Genomic DNA, 18,145 nt, shown 5'->3' with positions numbered 1-18,145 from the left:
CGCCCCTAAAGGCAAAAAGCATGGGGCGCAGCCCCCGCTTTTTGAGGGGCGCGGGGAACTGCGCGACCAGCCCCCACCGAACCCGCACCCGACAACGCCCCGCCCCTACAACCCCAGGCCCGTCAACAGCCCCGCGACGTCGAGAGACGTCAGCGGCAGCACCAGCCGCGCCTCGCCGGAGGCCTCCGCGTCGTCGTCCCCCACCGAGAGGATCGAGCCCCCTTGTTCGGCCTCCGCCTCAGGGGACGCACCCGGCTGCGGGGAGCGGGACTTCTCCGGGCCGGGGTCCGGAGAGGCACCGTCGGCCTCCGGCTCCGGCTCCGGCTCGCGGGACACCGGCTCCGTCTCCGGCGTCGGCGCCTCGGAACCGGAGACGGACAGGGACTCGGGGCTGGCGGTGACGCCGTCGGTGAGCCAGCGCTGGGTGGTGGAGTTGTCCCGGACCTTGACGACGATGTCCGCGTCGGGCTCCCGGGCGACCGGGGCCATGGCGAGCCCCTCCCCCCACCGGGGCAGCAACTCGCCCTGCACGGTGAAGTCGTAGCGCACGTCGTCCCCGCGCTCGGAGTCGTCGTCGGCGCACTTGCCGAGGACGACGACCCCGGCGTCCACCTGGGAGTCCAGGCACAGTTCGGGGTTGGCGACACTGCGGAGCAGCCCGTCCTCCTCGTAGGACCACTTCTGGGTCCAGCCGGAGTCGCACACCGCGAGTTCGGTCGAGGCGCCCTTCACGGCTTTGCCGCCCTGGATGTCGATGCACAGGTCGGCGGCCTGGTTGCGCAGCCGCGTCTGCTGGGGTGCCGTGGGCCGCCCGGCGGAGGCCGGCGGGGTCGGCGACGCCGTGTCGGTGGTGGTGTCGTTGCCGGTGTCCGGTGCCGTGGCGACGCCCCCGGTGGCGCTGGTGGAGGCCGTGGGGTCGGCTCCGTTGCCGTCGTCGGAGAGGAACGCGGCACCCAGGACGGCCGCGAGCAGGGCGCCCGAGGAGACACCGACGGTGATCAGGGCGCGGGGGTTGCGCGCCCCGGCGGTGATCCGGCGGCGCTGTGCGGGGATCTGGGAGAGCAGACGGTGCCGGCCGCCGCTCCCCGGACGTCTCGAACTCCCCTTCTGCGGCATGCGGCCGGGCCGGGAGTCGAGATAGCGCCGGGCGCCCCAGCCGAGTACGGCCTCGGCGATGACTCCGCCCAGTCCGCCCTCGAAATGGCTGAGTTGCTCGGCGGCGTAACGGCAGTACCGGCACTCCAGCAGATGCTGCTGGACATCGGGCAGCAGGGCGCCGCCGCGGCGAATCGGTACGTCCAGCAGCCGGTTGTAGAAGCGGCAATCCTTGGACGGCGCGAGTTCCCGGTGGGCGCGGACGCAGCCCTCACGGAATTTGTCGCGTGCCTGCTCCAGGGTGGCGGTCGCGCTGTCGGCGTCCAGGCCCAGCAGACCAGTGGGTATGGTTATCGTTTCGGCTTCTACTTCGGTGTGCCACAGCAGGCACTGGGCGACCGCGGGGAGGGCCTGGAAAGAGCGCTCGACGAGCTTGCGGTTTTCGGGCGTCATGGACTTCGCCGCCCGCATACCGCGACCGCCCGCGGGCTTCCTCAGGTCGGCCAGCACACCGGAGACGCCCCCTTCCGCGGACCACTCCTTGACGGTGTCGCGCGCGGCCACCAGCAGCCGTGGCCGCAGGGCCACGCCCGACTCGCCCCGCATCAGCCCGTCGAGCACCCGGTGGAAGGCGGTCGCGGTCACCATCGAGGCCACCGGGGACTGGGTGGCGAGACAGATGACCGCGTAGTCGTACGTCGGCTGCCAGTGCCGTGCCATCAGCAGGGCGACGGGGTCGCCGGTGCCGCCTTCCGACCAGCCCCTCAGCCGGGCGGCGAGCGTCTCGTCGGACTCTCCAGGCACCGGGCCGGGCGCGGGCGGATATGTGGGACGGGGAGGGTGGGGGGTGTGCACAGAGCGGGTTCCTTCCAAGGCGCAAGATGGCACACGGAGTTGTGGCCGCCGAAAAGGGCCCTGGATTGGTGCGTACCTTTTTGGCGGGCGCCGGGAAAGCGGTCGGGGGCCGAACCGCACGATGACCGTCTTCCTTGAGCCTTTTGGGCCCTTCGGCGACCGGAAAGGCCAAATGGCCTTTCTGGCGGGGCCATTGCCCATGCGCAGGAAGTTCACCCTTGCACAAGTTACTCATGGCTAACAAGGCACTTGTGCAACATCCGCATCACTAAAAGCAGGTCAGATGACCGGTATCGATGCTTCCGCTTCGCAGAACGAAGCCTTCCGTTTTCTGAATACTCAAGATTTCAAGCACCCCGTGTGAACCGAACGCACATCCCGGTGTCCCGCGCACGCTCCCGGCGCGCCGACGGTTGGTTGTTGACTGGAGTCGGCCACCTCGGAAGGCCCCGCGCGGAACGGCGGCTCTCCCGCGCGAAACGGCCGCCGACCTTGATCCTCCCGCCCTCGGTCGGCGGCCCCGGGGCGGGTCCTCCCTCGTCCGGCCGGCTCGGATCCGCCGGAACCGCTCAGATCTGCCAGGACCGCAGCCGGTCCGCGGCCCCGTAGACATCGGCCGCCCCGGAGAGCAGATCGCGCGCGAGATCCACGAGGGCGCCGTACGGCGGGTCGATGCCGGCGCCACTGACGAACATGTACGCCACGGCCGTCGCACAGGCGAAACGGGCGTTGGCGGCCGGCAGCGGTTTGAGCACCGCGAGGGTGTGCAGCAGCGCGGCGGCCCGCCAGGCCGGGTCGGAGTCGACGCCGAGGCGCGGCGGGTCGACGCGGTGCCGGGCCACGGCGGCGACCAGCGCGGAGAAGTCGTTGATGGTGGGCTGCTCGGGCATGACCTCTTCATGCCGCTGGAGCAGCCAGGGCACGTCGATGTGGATGACGGGTGCCATCGCTCAGACGGCCCGCCCTTTGACGTGCGCGGCCGGTTCGTCGTCCGGGAAGGCGGCGGCGAACTCGTCGGCGTGCGTGGTGAAGAACCGGCGGAACGCCTCCGCGCCCTCCTTCAGCGCCCGGTGCCGCACGATGTCGGCAGCGGCGGCCTCGCGCACGAGCGCCTTCATCGACGTACCGCGCTCCTTGGCGATCTGCCGCAGATCCTCTAGCTCGCGGTCGCTGAACTCCACATTCAGAGCTGGCATGCACCAACGGTACCGCGAGGGTACTTACCCGTAAATAGTCGCAGGTCACGGGCTACCCCACGCGGTACCGAAGGGGAGGCGACGCTCAGCTCTGGTCCGCCACGAACGACGCCATGCGGGCCAGGGCCGCGTTCCAGTTGATCGTGTGTTCGTTGGTCGACCAGGACTGGATGTCGTCGATGTAGCAGAACTGGCCGACACAGCCTTGGAGTTTGCTCTGTGCGTAGGGGTCCTGGATGGAGGAGTTGGGGCCGCCGGCGAGGGTGCCGGCCGGCGGGTTGGGCTGGGACGGGTCGAGCTGGTGGGCGTACCAGCGGCTGTGCTGGTTGCGGGCGTCGACCTCGCCGTAGCCGGTGACGTAGGAGATGTTGAGGGCGTTGCGGCCGAAGAGGTAGTCCATGCTCTGCAGGGCGCCCTCGCGGTACTTCGAGGCGCCGCTGATGTCGTACGCCGTGGCGATCACCACCGCGTTGTTGAGGATCTGGTGGTTGGAGCCCCAGTCGTAGAGGTGGTTGTCGGGGGCGTACGGCATGCCGTAGGGGTGGGCCTTCAGCGTGGCCAGATAGCGGTCGGCGGCCTTGATCACGGACTGGCGGACCTTGTCGCGGCCGGGCAGCTTGTTCGGGACGGTCGCGAGGTCGAGGCGGCCCGCGGCGGCCGTGCGGGCCCAGTCGAAGCCGACGGGGCCGAAGATGTCGGCGGTGTGCACGGGTGAGGCGAGGACCTGGTCCTGGAAGGTCTTCTCACCGGTGGTGAGGTACAGCTGCGCCGCCGCCCAGTAGAACTCGTCGGTGACGTCGCGGTCGGCGTAGGTGCCGCCGCCGATGCCGTCGCTCTCGGAGGCGTACAGGGCGGGGTGCTCCTTCGCCGCCGCCCAGGCCGTGCGGGCCGCGGTGAGGGCCTTCGCGGCGAACGCGGGGTCGTAGGGGCGGTAGAGGCGGGCCGCCTGGGCGGCGGTGGCGGCCAGGTTCAGGGTGGCCGCGGTGCTCGGCGGGTGCAGTTCGCGCTTCTGCGGGTCGTCGGCGGGCATCAGGGGCAGGCCGGTCCACTGCTCGTCGTGGATCTTGTGGTGCGCCATGCCCGCGAGGGGCTCGCCCTGCGGCACCTGCATCTTCAGCAGGAAGTCCAGCTCCCAGCGGACCTCGTCCAGCAGGTCGGGGACCTTGTTGCCGCTCTCCGGGATGTCCAGCGAGCCGTCCCCGAGCTTCCGGGGCTCTCCGGTGCGGGCGTGCAGCGCGCGTTCGTAGGTGCTGAGCACCTCCCAGGTGGAGATACCGCCGTTGACGACGTACTTGCCGTGGTCGCCGGCGTCGTACCAGCCGCCGGTGACATCGAGCCGGTGGTCGCAGACACCGGGCTGGCAGGGCACGTTCCCGTCCCCTTGGTTGGGCGCCACGTCGACGTGGCCGGCCGCGCGGCCGTAGCCGGGGCGCAGGTGGTCGTCGATCGGGGTGCCGCTGCGCTGGGTGTAGTAGTACTTCAGCGAGTCGAGCCGGAGCCGTTCGTAGGCGGCCGGGTCGATGTCGAACGGGCGGCTGGTCTCGCCGTCGACGGTCAAGGTGAAGCCGGCGCCGCGCTTGCGGTACGCGCCGAAGTCGATCGAGTGGACGTTCTGCCCGGAGGAGGCGTCGAGCCCGCGCGGGGTGGTCCGCCCCTGGGCGACCACCGCGCCCGAGGCGTTCTTCAGCTGCCAGGGCAGCTTGGCCGTGGCCTCGGTGACCAGGGTGGCGTTCTTGGGTCCGGCGGGCAGATAGGCGACCTGGTTGACGCGCACCCGGGGCCCGGTGTCGGGCTCGTACACCTCCGGGGGCACCCCGCCGAGCAGCGACACGTCGTCCATGCAGAAGGTGAACGGGTTCGCGTTGCCGCCCACTTGGAAGCCGACCTGGCCCTGGGTGGTGTCGACGGGCGAGGTGAAGGTGTAGGTGTACGCGTCGCCCGAGACGTTCAGCTGCGGGCTGACCTCGAAGTAGGTGTCGTACGGGGCCACGGACAGGCCGACGATCGCGCGCAGGATGTTGCCCTGGGGGGTGCCGGAGGCGGAGAAGCTGAAGCGGTACGACTCGCCCTTGACGAGGGTGAGGTCGTTCTGGCCGACGGCGGCGTCCCAGCGGTTGGTGGTGCCGCCGGGGATCTCGGCGCAGAGGCGGCCGTCGGTGAGCCCGGCGGTGACGTTGCCGGTCGTCCACCAGGGGGCGGTGGTGGTGTCGAAGGTGCCGTTCTTCACCTGTTCGACCTCCTCGGCCTGGGCCGAGCCGGTGGGCAGCGCGGTGAGCGCCGCCGCGAGGAGGGCCGTCAGGGCGAGCAGGGTGGTTCTGCGTCGTTTCACGTCGGGGCTCCTCGGGGGAGGTGGGGGACGTAGGACGTGGGAGCGCTCCCAGGCAGGGCTGCGGGCCATGCTGTTAGAGACATGACAGCCCGTCAACGGTCCGGACAGGACTGGTTTCCCGTCCGGACCGCGGCGGCTCCCTCCGACCGGCCGGCGTCGCACGGTCAGACCGCGAGAACGTCCAGTCTGCTGATCCGCACCGCGCCGCGCGCCTCGCCCGGATGGCGGCTCGTCAGGGTGAGCCGGATCCGGGTGCCGCGCACCGGGGCGAACGTGATCACCGTCGGGGCGTCCGAGGCGGTGGCCCAGTCGGTCTTCGCGCCCTCGACCGGGACGTACCGTTCACCGTCCCCCACCTCGACCGTGACGGCCTCGGGCAGGGTGTGCCCGGCGTCGACGGTGAAGGAGACCTCGACCCGGTCGACCGTCCCGGGCCTCCCCCAGTCGACCGACACCCAGTCCTCGGGCCGTGCCCCGCCGAACGCCGGCAGCAGGGCGGTGGCCGCCTTGAGGAAGGCGTTGGACCAGCCGGTGGCCGGGTCGCCGTCCAGCATGGCGGCGGGGAGGGTGTCGGTGCGCCCGGAGTAACTGGCGTCTGCGTGCGGGTGGTTGATGGCGGCCGGGTGGTCGGGCGCGAACTCGGCGGCCGGAGTGGACGATCTGTCGCGCGCCGTCGTGGCCCGGACGCTCACCTTCCCGGTCCTCAGCCCCTCCACCCGTGCCGTCACCTTCACCGAACCGGGCTCGGTCCCGGCCCGGACGATCGCGAGCGCCTTGCCGCCGAACGCGGTCCGGGTGGCGGCCTGGTAGCGCTCGGCGCTCTCCTCACGGCCGTTGTCGAGCCCGGCGAGGGAGCCGCCCCGTACGTCGAAGGTGATCAGGTGCTCGGCGTCGGGCACCACCACGCCCCGGGCGTCGACGATCTCGGCGGTGACGAAGGCCAGTGAACGCCCGTCCGCGGCCACGGACTTGCGGTCGGCGGTCAGCCGCACCGTGTGCGGCCGGCCCGCCGTGCGCAGGACGTCGGTGGCGACGGTCCTGCCGTTCCGCCGCGCCACCGCCTTCAACTCACCGGGCGCGTACGGCACTTGCCAGGTGAGGTGGAGCTTTCCCGCGCTGCCGTTGGGGCTGGTGTAGCTGCCGGGGTACGGGCCGTCGGTGAAGGTCTTGTCGTCGCCGGTGGCCTCGGTGGTCTCCAGGTAGGGGCGCCCGTCGACGGTCTTCTTCTCGTCGAACCGCCGTGTCCCCAGGGACTTTCCGTTGAGGAACAGCTCCACGGTGTCGACGTTGGAGTACGCCCACACCTCCACCGTGTCGCCCTCGGCGTGGTTCCAGGTCATCGGCAGCAGATGGACCATGGGCCGGGCGGTCCACTGGCTCTGGAAGAGGTAGTACATGTCCTTCGGGAAGCCGGCCGTGTCGACCGCGCCGAAGAAGGAGGCCTTCACCGGGAAGACGTCGTACGGCGTGGGCTCGCCGATGTAGTCGATGCCGGACCAGAGGAACTGCCCGGCGAACCACTTCCGGTCGCGGTCCTTCTTGTGGCCGTACTCGCCGCTCATGGTCCAGGAGGCGAGGTTGTTGTCGTAGGAGGAGACGCCCCGCTTCCCGGGGGTGTGGTTCTCGCCGGTGTTGAGGCGCTCGGGCTCCTGGTAGACGCCCCGTGTCGAGGTCTCCGAGGACGACTCCGACTCGAAGAGGAACAGGTGGGGGTAGCGGGCGTGCAGGGCGTCCACCGACTTGGCGGTGTTGTAGTTGAGGCCGAGGCCGTCGAGTTTGGCCAGGATCAGATCGCCGGGGGTGCCGGGGGCGGGGACGCTGCGGTGGCGGTGGGAGCCGATGACGATCGGGCGGGTGTCGTCGGAGGCCTTCACGGCGGCGATCAGCCGGTCCGCCATGGCGAGGCCGGAGGTGGAGGTGAACTCCGAGACCTCGTTGCCGATCGACCACATGAGGACGGCGGGCGAGTTACGGGCGGCGAGCACCATCTCGGTCACGTCGCGGTCGGCCCACTCGTCGAAGAAACGGCCGTAGTCGTAGCGGGTCTTGGGGCTGCGCCAGCAGTCGAAGGCCTCGACCATCATCACGATGCCCAGCTCCTCGCAGACCTCGATCATCTCGGGGGAGGGCGGGTTGTGGGAGGTGCGGAAGGCGTTGACGCCCATCGACTTCATGATCGTCATCTGTCGGCGGATCGCGTCGGCGCTGACGGCGGCGCCGAGCGCGCCCAGGTCGTGGTGGAGGTCGACGCCCTTGATCTTGTGCGCGGTGCCGTTGAGGTGGAAGCCCTCGTCGGGGTCGAAGCGGAAGGTGCGGATGCCGAAGGGCGTGCGGTGGGTGTCGGTGGTCCTGCCGCCGACACGCAGTTCGGTCCTGAGGGTGTAGCGGTGCGGGTCCGTGAAGTCCCACAGTCTCGGCTCGCGGACGGTCAGTTCCTGGGTCTCGGTCTCGGTCGCGGTGCCGGTGACGGAGACGGTGGAGGACGTACGGGCGACCGTGCGGCCCCGGGCATCGACGATCCGGGAGACGATCTCGACGTCCGCCCCGGCCCCGGAGGCGTTCACGACGGAGGTCCGTACGCGGACGAGGGCGCGCTCCTCCGTGATGTCGGGCGTGGTGACCTGGGTGCCCCAGCGGGCCACGTGCACGGGGTCGGTGACGACGAGGCGGGCCTCGCGGTAGATGCCGCTGCCGGAGTACCAGCGGCTGCTGGGCAGGCGGTTCTGGACCTTGACGGCGATGACGTTCGCGGTGCTGCCGTCGGTGTGCAGCAGGTCGGTGAGGTCGAAGGCGAAGCCGGTGTAGCCGTAGGGGTGGCGGCCGACCTCGGTGCCGTTGCAGTAGACGTACGAGTCCATGTAGACGCCGTCGAACTCGACGGAGATCCGCTTCCCGGCGAGGGAGGGCGGCAGGGTGAAGGTGGTGCGGTACCAGCCGAGGCCGCCGGGGAAGAAGCCGGTGCCGCTGGTGGTGCCGTGCTGGGTGGTGGGCGCCAGTTCGATGGACCAGTCGTGCGGGACGGCGACCCGGCGCCAGGCGGAGTCGTCGTGGCCGGGGTCGGCGGCGTCGGCGTACGCGCCGGTCGGGTCGGTGATGCCGCCCGGGTTGACGAGGGCGAAGCGCCAGCCGTCCCGGAGGGGCAGGGTCCGGCCGGGGGACGAAGGGCGCGCCCGGGGTGCGGCGGTGGCGGTGCCCGCCAGCGCTCCCGCCAGCGGGGCGGAGGTGCCCGCGACGAGTAAGGATCTGCGGGTGACGGTCATGGTGTTCCCTTCGTCGAACGTGCGGGTGGACGTTCCGGGAGCCGCGGAGCACCGGCCTGGTGCGACGCGGAGCCCCACAAGCCATCACAAGTGATCGTGACCAAACAGAATCTGACGATCCTCCCCAGGGGCGTCAAGAGCCCCTCACGCCACTCGCGCGCACTGATGCGGTAAATCAGGCAGGCGTGCGGTTTCCCGTCCGCTTTACCGGCGGAGCGCATAGGCTGGAATTCACCCGTAAGCCCGTTCGGTCCGGCGGAATGGAACTCGCGACGATGAGGAGCCGCAAGGTAACGCACGGTGATGCCCCTGCGTATGCCCTGGACGGTGCCGCCACGGCGCGGGCGGCCATGGACGGCGACGGCACGATCGTCGAGTGGAACGAGGGCGCGAGCCGTCTGCTGGGCTGGCCCGCGGCGGAGGTCGTGGGACGCCCCGCCGAGGAGCTGCTGGCCCCGGGGGGCGCTTTCCTGCCGCCCCCGCCGGGCAGCCGCGTCTGGAGCGGCACGCTCGCGCTGCGTCACCGCGACGGCCGTACGGTGACCGCGTGGCTGCTCGCCCACCACCGGGGCATGCGGGACAACGACGGCGGCGGCAGCTGGCTGGTTCTGTGTCCGCTGGACGATCCGGGGCCGCTGGTGCGGGACGATCCGCTCGCGGCGGCCGTCATGGTCCAGTCTCCGTGCGCGATGGCCGTCTTCGACGACCGGCTGCGGCTGCGCGGCATCAACGCCGTGATGGCGGACGCCGTGGGCATGCCCGAGGACAACCTCCGGGGCCTGCACATGTCCGAGATCCTGGGCGGCCGGCAGGGCGAGAAGCTGGAGCAGCATCTGCGCGAGGTGCTCGCCCTGGGCCGGCGCAGGGACGTACAGACCTTCCTGCGGGCCGCCGACGAGGACCGCGCGCACGCCTGGTCGGCCGCGATCGCCCCGGTCCTGGACGACTCCGGGGTGCCGATCGGGGTCTGTGTCACCGGGCACGACATCACCGAGCAGTACCTCGCTCGGCAGCGGCTGCAGCTGGTGAACGAGGCGAGCATCCGTATCGGCACCACCCTCGACGTCCGGCGCACCGCGCAGGAGCTGGCCGACGTGTGCGTCCCGGTCCTCGCCGACTTCGTCAGCGTCGATCTGATGCAGTCCCTCGACCACGGCGACGAACCGCACGAGGGCCCGCTCTCCCCGCCCTTCACCCTGCGCCGGGCCGCCCACCAGTCGGTCACCCCCGGCTGCCCCGAGACGGTCGTCGAGGTGGGCCGTACCGACGTCTATCCGGCCTCCTCCCCACAGGCGGCGTCCCTGACGGTCGGGCACACCATCGTGGCGACCGACCCCGCCAACACACTGGTGGACTGGCTCGCCTGGGACCCCATACGCAGCCAACGGGTCAAGGAGCTGGGCGTCCACACCACCATGTCGGTGCCGATCCGGGCCCGTGGCACGACCCTCGGGGTGGCCGTCCTGACCCGTTTCAAGCGGACCGACCCGTTCACCGCCGACGACGAGCTGCTCGCCGAGGAGGTGACGGCCCGCGCCGCCGTCTGCATCGACAACGCCCGCCGCTACTCCCGCGAACGCGAGACCGCCCTCGCCCTGCAGCGCAGCCTCCTGCCCCAGACCCTCCCCCGGATGCCCGCCCTGGAGGCGGCCTCCCGGTATCTCCCGGCGGCGCAGGCCGGGGTCGGCGGTGACTGGTTCGACGTGATCCCGCTCTCCGGGATGCGGGTCGCCATGGTCGTCGGCGACGTCGTCGGGCACGGCGTCCAGGCCTCCGCCACCATGGGCCGGCTGCGGACCGCCGTCCGCACCCTCGCCGACGTCGACCTCGCCCCCGACGAACTGCTGACCCACCTCGACGACCTCGTCGTACGGCTGTCGGCGGAGGCCGGCAGCGAGGGCGTGACCGGTGAGGTGGGGGCCACCTGTCTGTACGCCGTCTACGACCCGGTGACCCGCCGCTGCACCTTCGCCCGCGCCGGGCATCCCCCGCCCGTGGTGCTGGACCCGGACGGGCGGCCGATGGAGGTGGAAGTGCCGTCGGGACAGCCCCTGGGCCTCGGCGGACTGCCCTTCGAGTCCGCCGAACTCGAACTGCCCGAGGGCACGGTCATCGCCCTGTACACCGACGGTCTGATCGAGACCCGGGACCGGGACATCGACGCCGGTCAGGAACTGCTGGCCGAGGCGCTGTCCGGCCGCAGCGGCTCACTGGACGACATCTGCCAGGACGTCGTGCAGTCCCTGCTGCCGGCGAACGGCGCCCCCGACGACGTGGCGCTGCTGCTGGCCCGCACCCGGGGGCTCAGGGCGGAGCGGGTCGCGACCTGGTCGATCCCCGCCGACCCCGCGTTCGTCGCCCGGACCCGGCAGTACGTGCTGACGCAGATGGCGCTCTGGGGCATCAGCGAGTCGGCGTTCACGGCGGAGCTGGTGGTGAGCGAGCTGGTCACCAACTCGATCCGGCACGGCGTCCCGCCGATCCAGCTGCGGCTGATCCACGACGACACCACCCTGATCTGCGAGGTGTCCGACGGCAGCGGCACCGCCCCGCATCTGCGCCGGGCCAAGACCTTCGACGAGGGCGGCCGCGGACTGCTGCTGGTGGCCCAGCTGACCCAGCGGTGGGGCAGCCGGCACACCGAGGACGGCAAGACGATCTGGGCGGAGCTGACGCTGTCGGAGGAGTGAGGCGCGGCCCCGCCGCACCGGGACGGGTTTAACGGGCGTGAGATGGGCCTCACCGTAGGCCGTACTCGCGTTCGGCGGGCGTCGGTGGGCAGCTGTACGGTGCAGCAGCCCCCGCGCGCCGCCGTGCGCGGCCTGCGAACGTCTCTGCCCTGCTTACGCCGCGAAAGTCCTGCCGTGAACACCGCCCTCGCCGAGGTCCTCTCCGTCGTTCTGCTCGTCGTCGTCCTCGGCTGCGCGGTCGCCCGCCCGTTCGGACTGCCGGAGGCCGTGGTCGCGGTCCCGGCCGCCGGTGTCGCCGTGGCGGCCGGTGCCGTCTCCCTCGACCACGCCCGTGCCGAGGCCGAGCTGCTGGGCCCGGTGCTCGGATTCCTCGCCGCCGTACTGGTGCTGGCCAAGCTCTGCGACGACGAGGGGCTCTTCCAGGCGTGCGGCGCGTGGATGGCGCGGGCGTCGGCGGGCAGCCCCCGGCGGCTGCTGGGCTCGACGTTCGCGCTGGCCTCCGGCATCACGGCGGTCCTCAGCCTGGACGCGACGGTCGTGCTGCTCACCCCGGTGGTGTTCGCGACCGTGGCCCGGCTGGGCGCCCGCCCGAAGCCGCATCTGTACGCCACCGCGCATCTGTCGAACACGGCCTCGCTGCTGCTGCCCGTCTCCAACCTCACCAACCTGCTGGCGTTCACCGCGAGCGGGCTGACCTTCACCCGGTTCGCGCTGCTGATGGCGGCGCCGTGGGCGGTGGCCGTGGCCGCCGAGTACCTGGTGTTCCGCCGGTTCTTCGCGGCCGATCTGGACGCCGGGGCACCCACGCCGAAGGAGGCGGTCGAGGCCCCCGAGCTGCCGGTGTTCGCGCTGGTCACGGTCGTGTGCACGCTCGCCGGCTTCGTGGTGACGTCCGCGCTCGGGATCGAGCCCGTCTGGGCGGCGCTGGCCGGTGCCGTGGTCCTCGCGGTCCGGGCGCTCGCCCGCCGCACCACGACCCCGGTCGCGCTCCTCCACTCCGTCTCGCTCCCCTTCCTCGCGTTCGTGCTGGCGCTGGGCGTCGTGGTGCGCGCGGTGGTCGACAACGGTCTCGCCGACGCGCTCGGCCGGGTGATGCCGTCCGGCACCGGGCTGCTCGCCCTGCTCGGCGTCGCCGCCCTCGCGGCCCTCCTCTCCAACGTCATCAACAACCTGCCCGCGGTCCTCGTCCTGGTCCCCCTGGCCGCCCCGCTCGGCACCGGCGCCGTTCTCGCCGTCCTCCTCGGCGTCAACATCGGCCCGAACCTCACCTACGCCGGCTCCCTCGCCACCCTCCTCTGGCGCCGCATCGTCCACCACCACGACCACGACGTAGACCTCGGCGAGTTCACCCGCCTCGGCCTCCTGACCGTCCCGGCGGCACTGGTGTCGTCGGTGGTGGCCCTGTGGCTGTCCCTGCTCGTCCTCGGGGGCTGAGCGGGCCACCGGCCGGGCACCGGCCGGTCAGCCGTCGTCGCGCAGCCCCCGGCGGTACTTCCCCGGTGGCACCCCGTACCGCTGTCGGAACACCCGGCTGAAGTGGAAGGGGCCGGTGAAGCCGGAGGCGGTGGCGACGCGTTCGACGGGGAGGTCGGTGGCTTCCAGGAGGCGGGCGGCGTGGTGGAGGCGGGCGTGGTGGAGGGCGCGCATCGGGGAGTGGCCGAGCTGCTCGGTGAAGAGGTGGGCGAAGCGGGACGGGGAGAGGGCGACGTGCTCGGCGAGGGAGCGGACGGTGTGCGGGGCGCCGGGATCGGCGGCGATGAGGTCCCCGGCCCTGCGGATCCTCGGGTCCACCCCCGAGCGGCGCGGCTCGGACCGGGCGGCGGTGAGCAGGACGACCTCCTCCAGGGAGCAGAGCGCGAGTTCGCGGGCGGCCGTGCCGTGGGCCACGGCGACCTCGTCGTCCGGGACGGTCGCGCCGGGTGCCGGGGGTGTGCCCTCGCCGGTCCAGCGGGCGTCGGCGAGCATCCGGTGGAAGGCCGCGGCGACGCGGGCGCGGATGCCGTCGGGGGCCGAGGGCACGGCGTACAGGCGGTCACCGGCCTCGTACGGGCGCAGCCAGGACGTCCAGGAGGGCCGGGTCTGGCAGTGCGCCCACCAGAACGCCCACTGCCCGGCGCCGGGCTCGACCGTGTAGTGGTGCGGCACTCCCGGGCCGAGGACCACCAGATCGCCGGGGCCGGCCGTCGTCCGCGCGGCGCCCTGCCGCAGCAGTCCCCCGCCGCCCGTGGTCCAGGTGAACAGCCAGCTGTCGGCGCCGCGCGGCCGGTGCACGGCGTACGGCGGGCGCTGGTCGAAGCGGCCGACGATCACCTGGCCGGGCGGTGGTGAGGGGTCCTCGGGGACAGCAGTCACGGGCAGGTCGTCAGCACGCACAGGCATCCTCCCGAAAGGCGCTCGGACCTAGCGTGGAGTACATCGGACCACGGTGAGAAGGGACGCGCGGATGGCAGCCATGGGCAAGGCGGAGGAGCGGGCGGAGTTCCGGGCGGGGTTCCGGGCGGAGTTCCGGGACACGTTCGAGGAGGACGGGTATCTGGTGGTGCGGGGGCTGTTCTCCCCGGCCGAGATCGAGGAGCTGTGCGGCCGGTTCGCGGCCCTTCAGGCGGGCGGGCCCGTTCCGGGGCACTTCCAGCCCCGCCCGGCCGCGCCGGGCGAACCGGCCGACCCGCTGCACGTCCACCCCCGGGTGATGCACCCGCACCGCATCGACGAGCTCTCGCTGCGGGTGCTCCTCGACACCCGGCTGCGGGAGATCCTCGAAGGGCTGCTCGGCGAGGAGGTGCTGGCCGCGCAGAGCATGTTCTACTTCAAGCCGCCGGGCGCCCGGGGGCAGGCGCTGCACCAGGACAACTTCTATCTGCGGGTCGAGCCGGGGACGTGTGTGGCCGCGTGGATCGCCTGCGATGTGATCGACCGGGACAACGGGGGCCTGGAGGTCGTGCCGGGGACCCACCGCATGGACCTGTTCTGCCCGGAGGAGGCGGACGAGGAGGTGTCGTTCGTCCGGGAGTACGTCCCGCCGCCGCCCGGACTGACCGCCGCGCCCGTCGACATGCGCCCGGGCGACGTCCTGTTCTTCAACGGCAGCCTGGTGCACGGCTCCCAGCCCAACCGCACCACCGACCGGTTCCGCCGCTCCTTCATCGGCCACTACGTGGGCCGCTCCACGGAACGCATCGGCCGCTACTACGAGACGCTGACCATGAGCGGCGCCCCGGTGGCCCTGGCGGAGAGCGAGGGGGCGGGCCCCTGCGGCACCGAGTTCGAGCCGATGGGCGCCCACTGAGCGAGGTCCTTCGCCCCGCCTCAGCCCAGTTCGAGCAGCCCCCGCCGGATTGCCTCGGACACCGTGCTCGCCCGGTTCTCGGTGCCGAGCTTGCGGTAGACGCGGACCAGATGGGTCTTGATCGTGGCCTCGGTGAGGAAGAGGGCGGCGGCGATGGACCGGTTGCTGTGGCCGAGCGCCAGCAGCCGTACGACCTCGATCTCACGGTCGCTCAGGGCGGTGCCCGGATCGGCCAGATGACCGGCGAGATGTCCGGCGGCCTCGGGGGCGAGCCCCATGCCACCGGCCGCCGCGGCCCGTACCGCGCGGAACAGTTCCTCGGGCGGGCCCGCCTTGAGGATGTAGCCGCGGGCGCCCGCCTCCATCGCCCGGACGACATCGCCCTGGGTGCCGGAGCTGGTGAGGACGACGACCCGGCTGCCGGGGGCCTCGGCGGTGATCCGCCGGGTCGCGTCGAGGCCGCCCGCCCGGGTGCCGGGCGTGGTGTCGTCGGTCAGCCGGAGGTCCATCAGCACCACGTCCGGGGCCAGCCGCACGGCGAGGCGGACGGCCTCCTCGCCGTCGCCGGTCTCGCCGACGACCTCGAAGCCGGGTTCGCCGGTGAGGAGGGCGCGCAGTCCGGCGCGTACGACCATGTGGTCGTCCACGATCAGGACGCGCAGCGGGTGGGTGTGCGGGTCGTTCACCGGCCGGCCAGGGCGAGGGTGTCCACGGGGAGGCTGGCGCGGGCCAGGGTGCCTCGGCCGGGGGCGCTGCGGACGGTGAGCGTGCCGCCGAGGGCGTCCAGCCGCTCCCGGCCGGCGCTCAGGCCGAGGCCGCGGTCGCCCCGGCGGCCCGCGGCCCGTGCCGCGTCGAAGCCGACGCCGTCGTCCCGTACCTCGACGGAGACGGTCGTGCCGTCGTGGTGGTCGAGGGTGACCCAGACGTGCCGGGCGCGGCCGTGCTCGCAGGCGTTGGCCAGCAGGCCCTGGGCGACGCGGAGCAGGGCGGCGGCCCGGTCGCGGGACAGGTCGCCCGGATCGCCCTCGGCGCGGAACAGCACCCGCGAGGGGGTGGCCGTGTCGCGGGCGCAGAGGGTGCGGAGCGCGGTGGCGAGATCGTCGTGCTCCAGGGCGGGCGGGGTGAGGTCGCTGATGATGGTGCGGGTCTCGGCGAGGTTGGCGCCGAGCGCGTCCACGACCGTACGGACCTGGGTGCGGGCGAGGTCGGGGCGGCGGTCCCAGTCGCGGTCGGCGGCCTGGAGGAGCATCCGGCTGCCGGCGAGTTCCTGGGCGAGGGTGTCGTGCAGGTCGCGGGCGATCCGGGCGCGCTCGGCGAGCCGGCCGGCCTCGCGCTGGCCGCGCGCCAACTCGGCCCGGGTGCACCGGAGTTCGGCGAGGAGTCGCTGCTGGGCGCGGTAGAGGGCGACGGTGGCCCAGAGCGCGGCGGTGGGCGGGACGACCAGTTCGGGGTGGAGGGTCACGGTGGTCCGGGCGATCACCGCGACGAGGAGCACGGTGATCACGCCGACGGCGGCGACGGCCGTACGGCCGGTGAACATACGCAGGGCGAGGATCGCCAGCGGGAGGGCCAGCCAGGTGTAGGCGGTGGCGACGGGCGCGGGCATGCCCCAGGAGATCCCGCACCACAGGGCCAGCAGGGCGCCGAGCCAGAGGGGCCGGCCCCGGGTCCCGAGCCGGTCCCAGCGGGCGAGTCCGACGACGTACCCGACCGACAGCAGGGTGACGAGCGGGACCAGTTGCCAGCACAGCGCGATGTTGAGGTCGACCAGGCGGAGGACGCCGCCGACGGCCACGGTCAGGAAGACCAGGTCGGGCAGCCGCCGGAGCGACAGCGAACCTCTGCGTACGAAGGCGGGGGCGGCGATGGCGGGCACGGCGGCGATTCCCTCTGCGACGGTCCGGACGGGCACGGGGCTGGCGGGGCCAGCCGAGTGTAGACAGCGACACCTATGACCGAGGTAAAGGAGTGCGCCGCACCCGCGCCCGCCCGGGAGGCTGTACGCGCCCGGGACGCCGTACGCCCGGTGCGCCGTGCCCGTCCGGTGGGGTGCTACCGCCCGGGGTGCAGGCCCAGGACGCCCGGCGTCGGGTCGCCCTTGACCTCGCCGAAGTAGAGGGCGAAGGTCTGCTTCCAGCGCTCGACCTGCGCGCGGTCCTCCATGAACCGGGGGAAGCCGTCGAGGTGCGCGTCGCGGTAGGTCCACACGGGCTTGAGGCCACCGGCGGGGGTGACGTCGGTGCGGACGGACCAGCCGTTGAACGAGCCCTGCTGACGCTCGGTGGACAGCGCCCAGTTGAGGTACAGCTTGCCGGCGGTGGGGTTGGCGGCCTTCTTGAGGATCGCGGCGCGCTGGCCCCAGGCCATGAACGGGTGACCGTCGGCCACCGCGAAGCGGGTCGCGGCGGTCGGGGGCGCGGTCAGCGAGCCGGAGCCGCCGACACCGATCGCCTTCTGCTTGCCGTTGACCGCGACGCCCGGGGTGTGCGAACCGCGGTTGAACTGCGGCTGCTGCGCGGCGAACTCGGCGATCCAGTCCCAGCCGTAGGCCTCCTGGTACAGGGAGAACAGGTAGAGCACCGCGTCGTCGTCGTGCGGGTAGGAGGAGGCGATGGCGCCCTTCCAGCGCGGGTCGACCAGCTCCTTCGGCGACTTGGGCGCGTTCCCGGCGACGGCGTCGACGCCGTACATGTAGCTGAAGGCGATGACCTGGACGGCCGTCCAGGCGCCCTGCGGGTCGCGGAAGTCCTTGTACAGCTTGGAGAATCCGGCGGGCTTGTAGGGCAGCAGCCTGCCCTGGCTCTTCCAGCGGGTGAAGTCCTGGAGGGTCTGGAGCTGGACGACGTCGGGGACGAGGGTGCCGGTCGCGAGCTGGTTGTCGACCCGGACGTCGTGGTACTTGCTGTAGTCCACGACCATCGTGAGGTCGATGTCCGGGAAGCGGGCGCGGAACGCCTGGGCCGTGAAGTCCTGCTGGGTGGAGGTGTCGCCGCCCGCGTAGATGACGAGCTTGCCGCCCTCGGCGACCGCGGCGCGGTACAGCTCGTCGAGGGAGCGGGTCTCCTCCGAACCCCCCGCCGCCGTACGGGAGTCCGACGCCGACGCGCCGGCGGCCCGGGCGGTGGCGGCCTGGGCGGCGCCGGTCGCGGCGAGGCCGCCGAGCGCGGCGCCCGCCCCGGTGGTGAGGATGCGGCGCCTGCTGAAGCTGCTGGCCATGTGGGGGAAGGTCCTTTCGGGGCTGACTCGTGGGGCGGTGCCGCTGCGGCGGCACCGTAAGTCTGTGAGCGGCGGGGGCCGCCGCGCGTCGCCCGTAAGCCGTCGATCCGTTCAACCGTTCGGTTGAACGGCGCCTCATCCGTCACCGTCGGATCACCGTGTCCCGCGCTCGCCCGATGCCCAAGTGCGCCTGGCCGCACGCTGATTGAATGAGACGG

The 18,145-nt window shown here is 72.4% G+C and carries 12 protein-coding genes; 3 read left to right on the top strand and 9 right to left on the bottom strand.

What is annotated here, in order from left to right:
• Nucleotides 1–105 precede the first annotated feature (105 nt).
• From ACZ7MG_RS25530 to ACZ7MG_RS25510, 5 genes are all read right to left on the bottom strand, one after another.
• Nucleotides 106–1,950, bottom strand: a complete 1,845-nt coding sequence (locus ACZ7MG_RS25530) for a ricin-type beta-trefoil lectin domain protein (RefSeq protein ID WP_471380801.1) — start codon at nt 1,948–1,950, stop codon at nt 106–108.
• Between the two features lie 569 nt (nt 1,951–2,519).
• Nucleotides 2,520–2,897, bottom strand: coding sequence for a toxin Doc (locus ACZ7MG_RS25525; RefSeq protein WP_471380800.1), 378 nt, complete (start codon nt 2,895–2,897; stop codon nt 2,520–2,522).
• A gap of 3 nt (nt 2,898–2,900) precedes the next feature.
• Nucleotides 2,901–3,146, bottom strand: coding sequence for a hypothetical protein (locus tag ACZ7MG_RS25520; protein WP_471380799.1), 246 nt, complete (start codon nt 3,144–3,146; stop codon nt 2,901–2,903).
• An 85-nt stretch (nt 3,147–3,231) separates the two neighbouring features.
• On the bottom strand, nt 3,232–5,475 hold the full coding sequence (locus ACZ7MG_RS25515) for a glycoside hydrolase family 9 protein (RefSeq protein ID WP_471380798.1): 2,244 nt from the start codon (nt 5,473–5,475) through the stop codon (nt 3,232–3,234).
• A 164-nt stretch (nt 5,476–5,639) separates the two neighbouring features.
• Nucleotides 5,640–8,735: a glycoside hydrolase family 2 TIM barrel-domain containing protein gene (locus ACZ7MG_RS25510; RefSeq protein ID WP_471380796.1), complete on the bottom strand. Its 3,096-nt coding sequence runs from the start codon at nt 8,733–8,735 to the stop codon at nt 5,640–5,642.
• A 275-nt stretch (nt 8,736–9,010) separates the two neighbouring features.
• On the opposite strand from ACZ7MG_RS25510, the gene ACZ7MG_RS25505 reads away from it, so the two are divergent.
• Nucleotides 9,011–11,425: a SpoIIE family protein phosphatase gene (locus ACZ7MG_RS25505; RefSeq protein WP_471380795.1), complete on the top strand. Its 2,415-nt coding sequence runs from the start codon at nt 9,011–9,013 to the stop codon at nt 11,423–11,425.
• A gap of 174 nt (nt 11,426–11,599) precedes the next feature.
• Nucleotides 11,600–12,859, top strand: coding sequence for an SLC13 family permease (locus tag ACZ7MG_RS25500; RefSeq protein ID WP_471380794.1), 1,260 nt, complete (start codon nt 11,600–11,602; stop codon nt 12,857–12,859).
• A 27-nt stretch (nt 12,860–12,886) separates the two neighbouring features.
• Here ACZ7MG_RS25500 and ACZ7MG_RS25495 read toward each other — a convergent pair whose 3' ends face one another.
• Nucleotides 12,887–13,804: a helix-turn-helix domain-containing protein gene (locus tag ACZ7MG_RS25495; protein WP_471380792.1), complete on the bottom strand. Its 918-nt coding sequence runs from the start codon at nt 13,802–13,804 to the stop codon at nt 12,887–12,889.
• A gap of 73 nt (nt 13,805–13,877) precedes the next feature.
• Between ACZ7MG_RS25495 and ACZ7MG_RS25490 the strand changes: the two genes are divergently transcribed.
• Nucleotides 13,878–14,711: a phytanoyl-CoA dioxygenase family protein gene (locus ACZ7MG_RS25490; RefSeq protein WP_471381706.1), complete on the top strand. Its 834-nt coding sequence runs from the start codon at nt 13,878–13,880 to the stop codon at nt 14,709–14,711.
• Between the two features lie 20 nt (nt 14,712–14,731).
• On the opposite strand, the gene ACZ7MG_RS25485 is transcribed toward ACZ7MG_RS25490, so the two are convergent.
• The 3 genes from ACZ7MG_RS25485 to ACZ7MG_RS25475 all read right to left on the bottom strand — a co-directional run bounded on the left by ACZ7MG_RS25485 (nt 14,732) and on the right by ACZ7MG_RS25475 (nt 17,927).
• Nucleotides 14,732–15,346, bottom strand: coding sequence for a response regulator transcription factor (locus ACZ7MG_RS25485; protein ID WP_471381703.1), 615 nt, complete (start codon nt 15,344–15,346; stop codon nt 14,732–14,734).
• Nucleotides 15,347–15,393: 47 nt separating this feature from the next.
• Nucleotides 15,394–16,587 (bottom strand): sensor histidine kinase, encoded by a 1,194-nt coding sequence (locus ACZ7MG_RS25480; protein WP_471380790.1) that lies wholly within the window; start codon nt 16,585–16,587, stop codon nt 15,394–15,396.
• Between the two features lie 176 nt (nt 16,588–16,763).
• Nucleotides 16,764–17,927 (bottom strand): ABC transporter substrate-binding protein, encoded by a 1,164-nt coding sequence (locus tag ACZ7MG_RS25475; protein WP_471380788.1) that lies wholly within the window; start codon nt 17,925–17,927, stop codon nt 16,764–16,766.
• Nucleotides 17,928–18,145: the final 218 nt, after the last annotated feature.

This window comes from Streptomyces sp. NPDC107538 (assembly GCF_055657445.1).
The sequence above is the reverse complement of the archived record's forward strand: the minus strand, read 5'-3'. Positions and strand labels throughout refer to the sequence as shown.

Excerpts from the sequence above, each read along its gene's own strand:
- ACZ7MG_RS25510 (WP_471380796.1), bottom strand. The coding sequence starts at position 8,735 with ATGACCGTCACCCGCAGATCCTTACTCGTCGCGGGCACCTCCGCCCCG.
- ACZ7MG_RS25485 (WP_471381703.1), bottom strand. The coding sequence starts at position 15,346 with ATGGTCGTACGCGCCGGACTGCGCGCCCTCCTCACCGGCGAACCCGGC.
- ACZ7MG_RS25525 (WP_471380800.1), bottom strand. The coding sequence starts at position 2,897 with ATGGCACCCGTCATCCACATCGACGTGCCCTGGCTGCTCCAGCGGCAT.
- ACZ7MG_RS25475 (WP_471380788.1), bottom strand. The coding sequence starts at position 17,927 with ATGGCCAGCAGCTTCAGCAGGCGCCGCATCCTCACCACCGGGGCGGGC.
- ACZ7MG_RS25495 (WP_471380792.1), bottom strand. The coding sequence starts at position 13,804 with ATGCCTGTGCGTGCTGACGACCTGCCCGTGACTGCTGTCCCCGAGGAC.
- ACZ7MG_RS25505 (WP_471380795.1), top strand. The coding sequence starts at position 9,011 with ATGAGGAGCCGCAAGGTAACGCACGGTGATGCCCCTGCGTATGCCCTG.
- ACZ7MG_RS25520 (WP_471380799.1), bottom strand. The coding sequence starts at position 3,146 with ATGCCAGCTCTGAATGTGGAGTTCAGCGACCGCGAGCTAGAGGATCTG.
- ACZ7MG_RS25490 (WP_471381706.1), top strand. The coding sequence starts at position 13,878 with ATGGGCAAGGCGGAGGAGCGGGCGGAGTTCCGGGCGGGGTTCCGGGCG.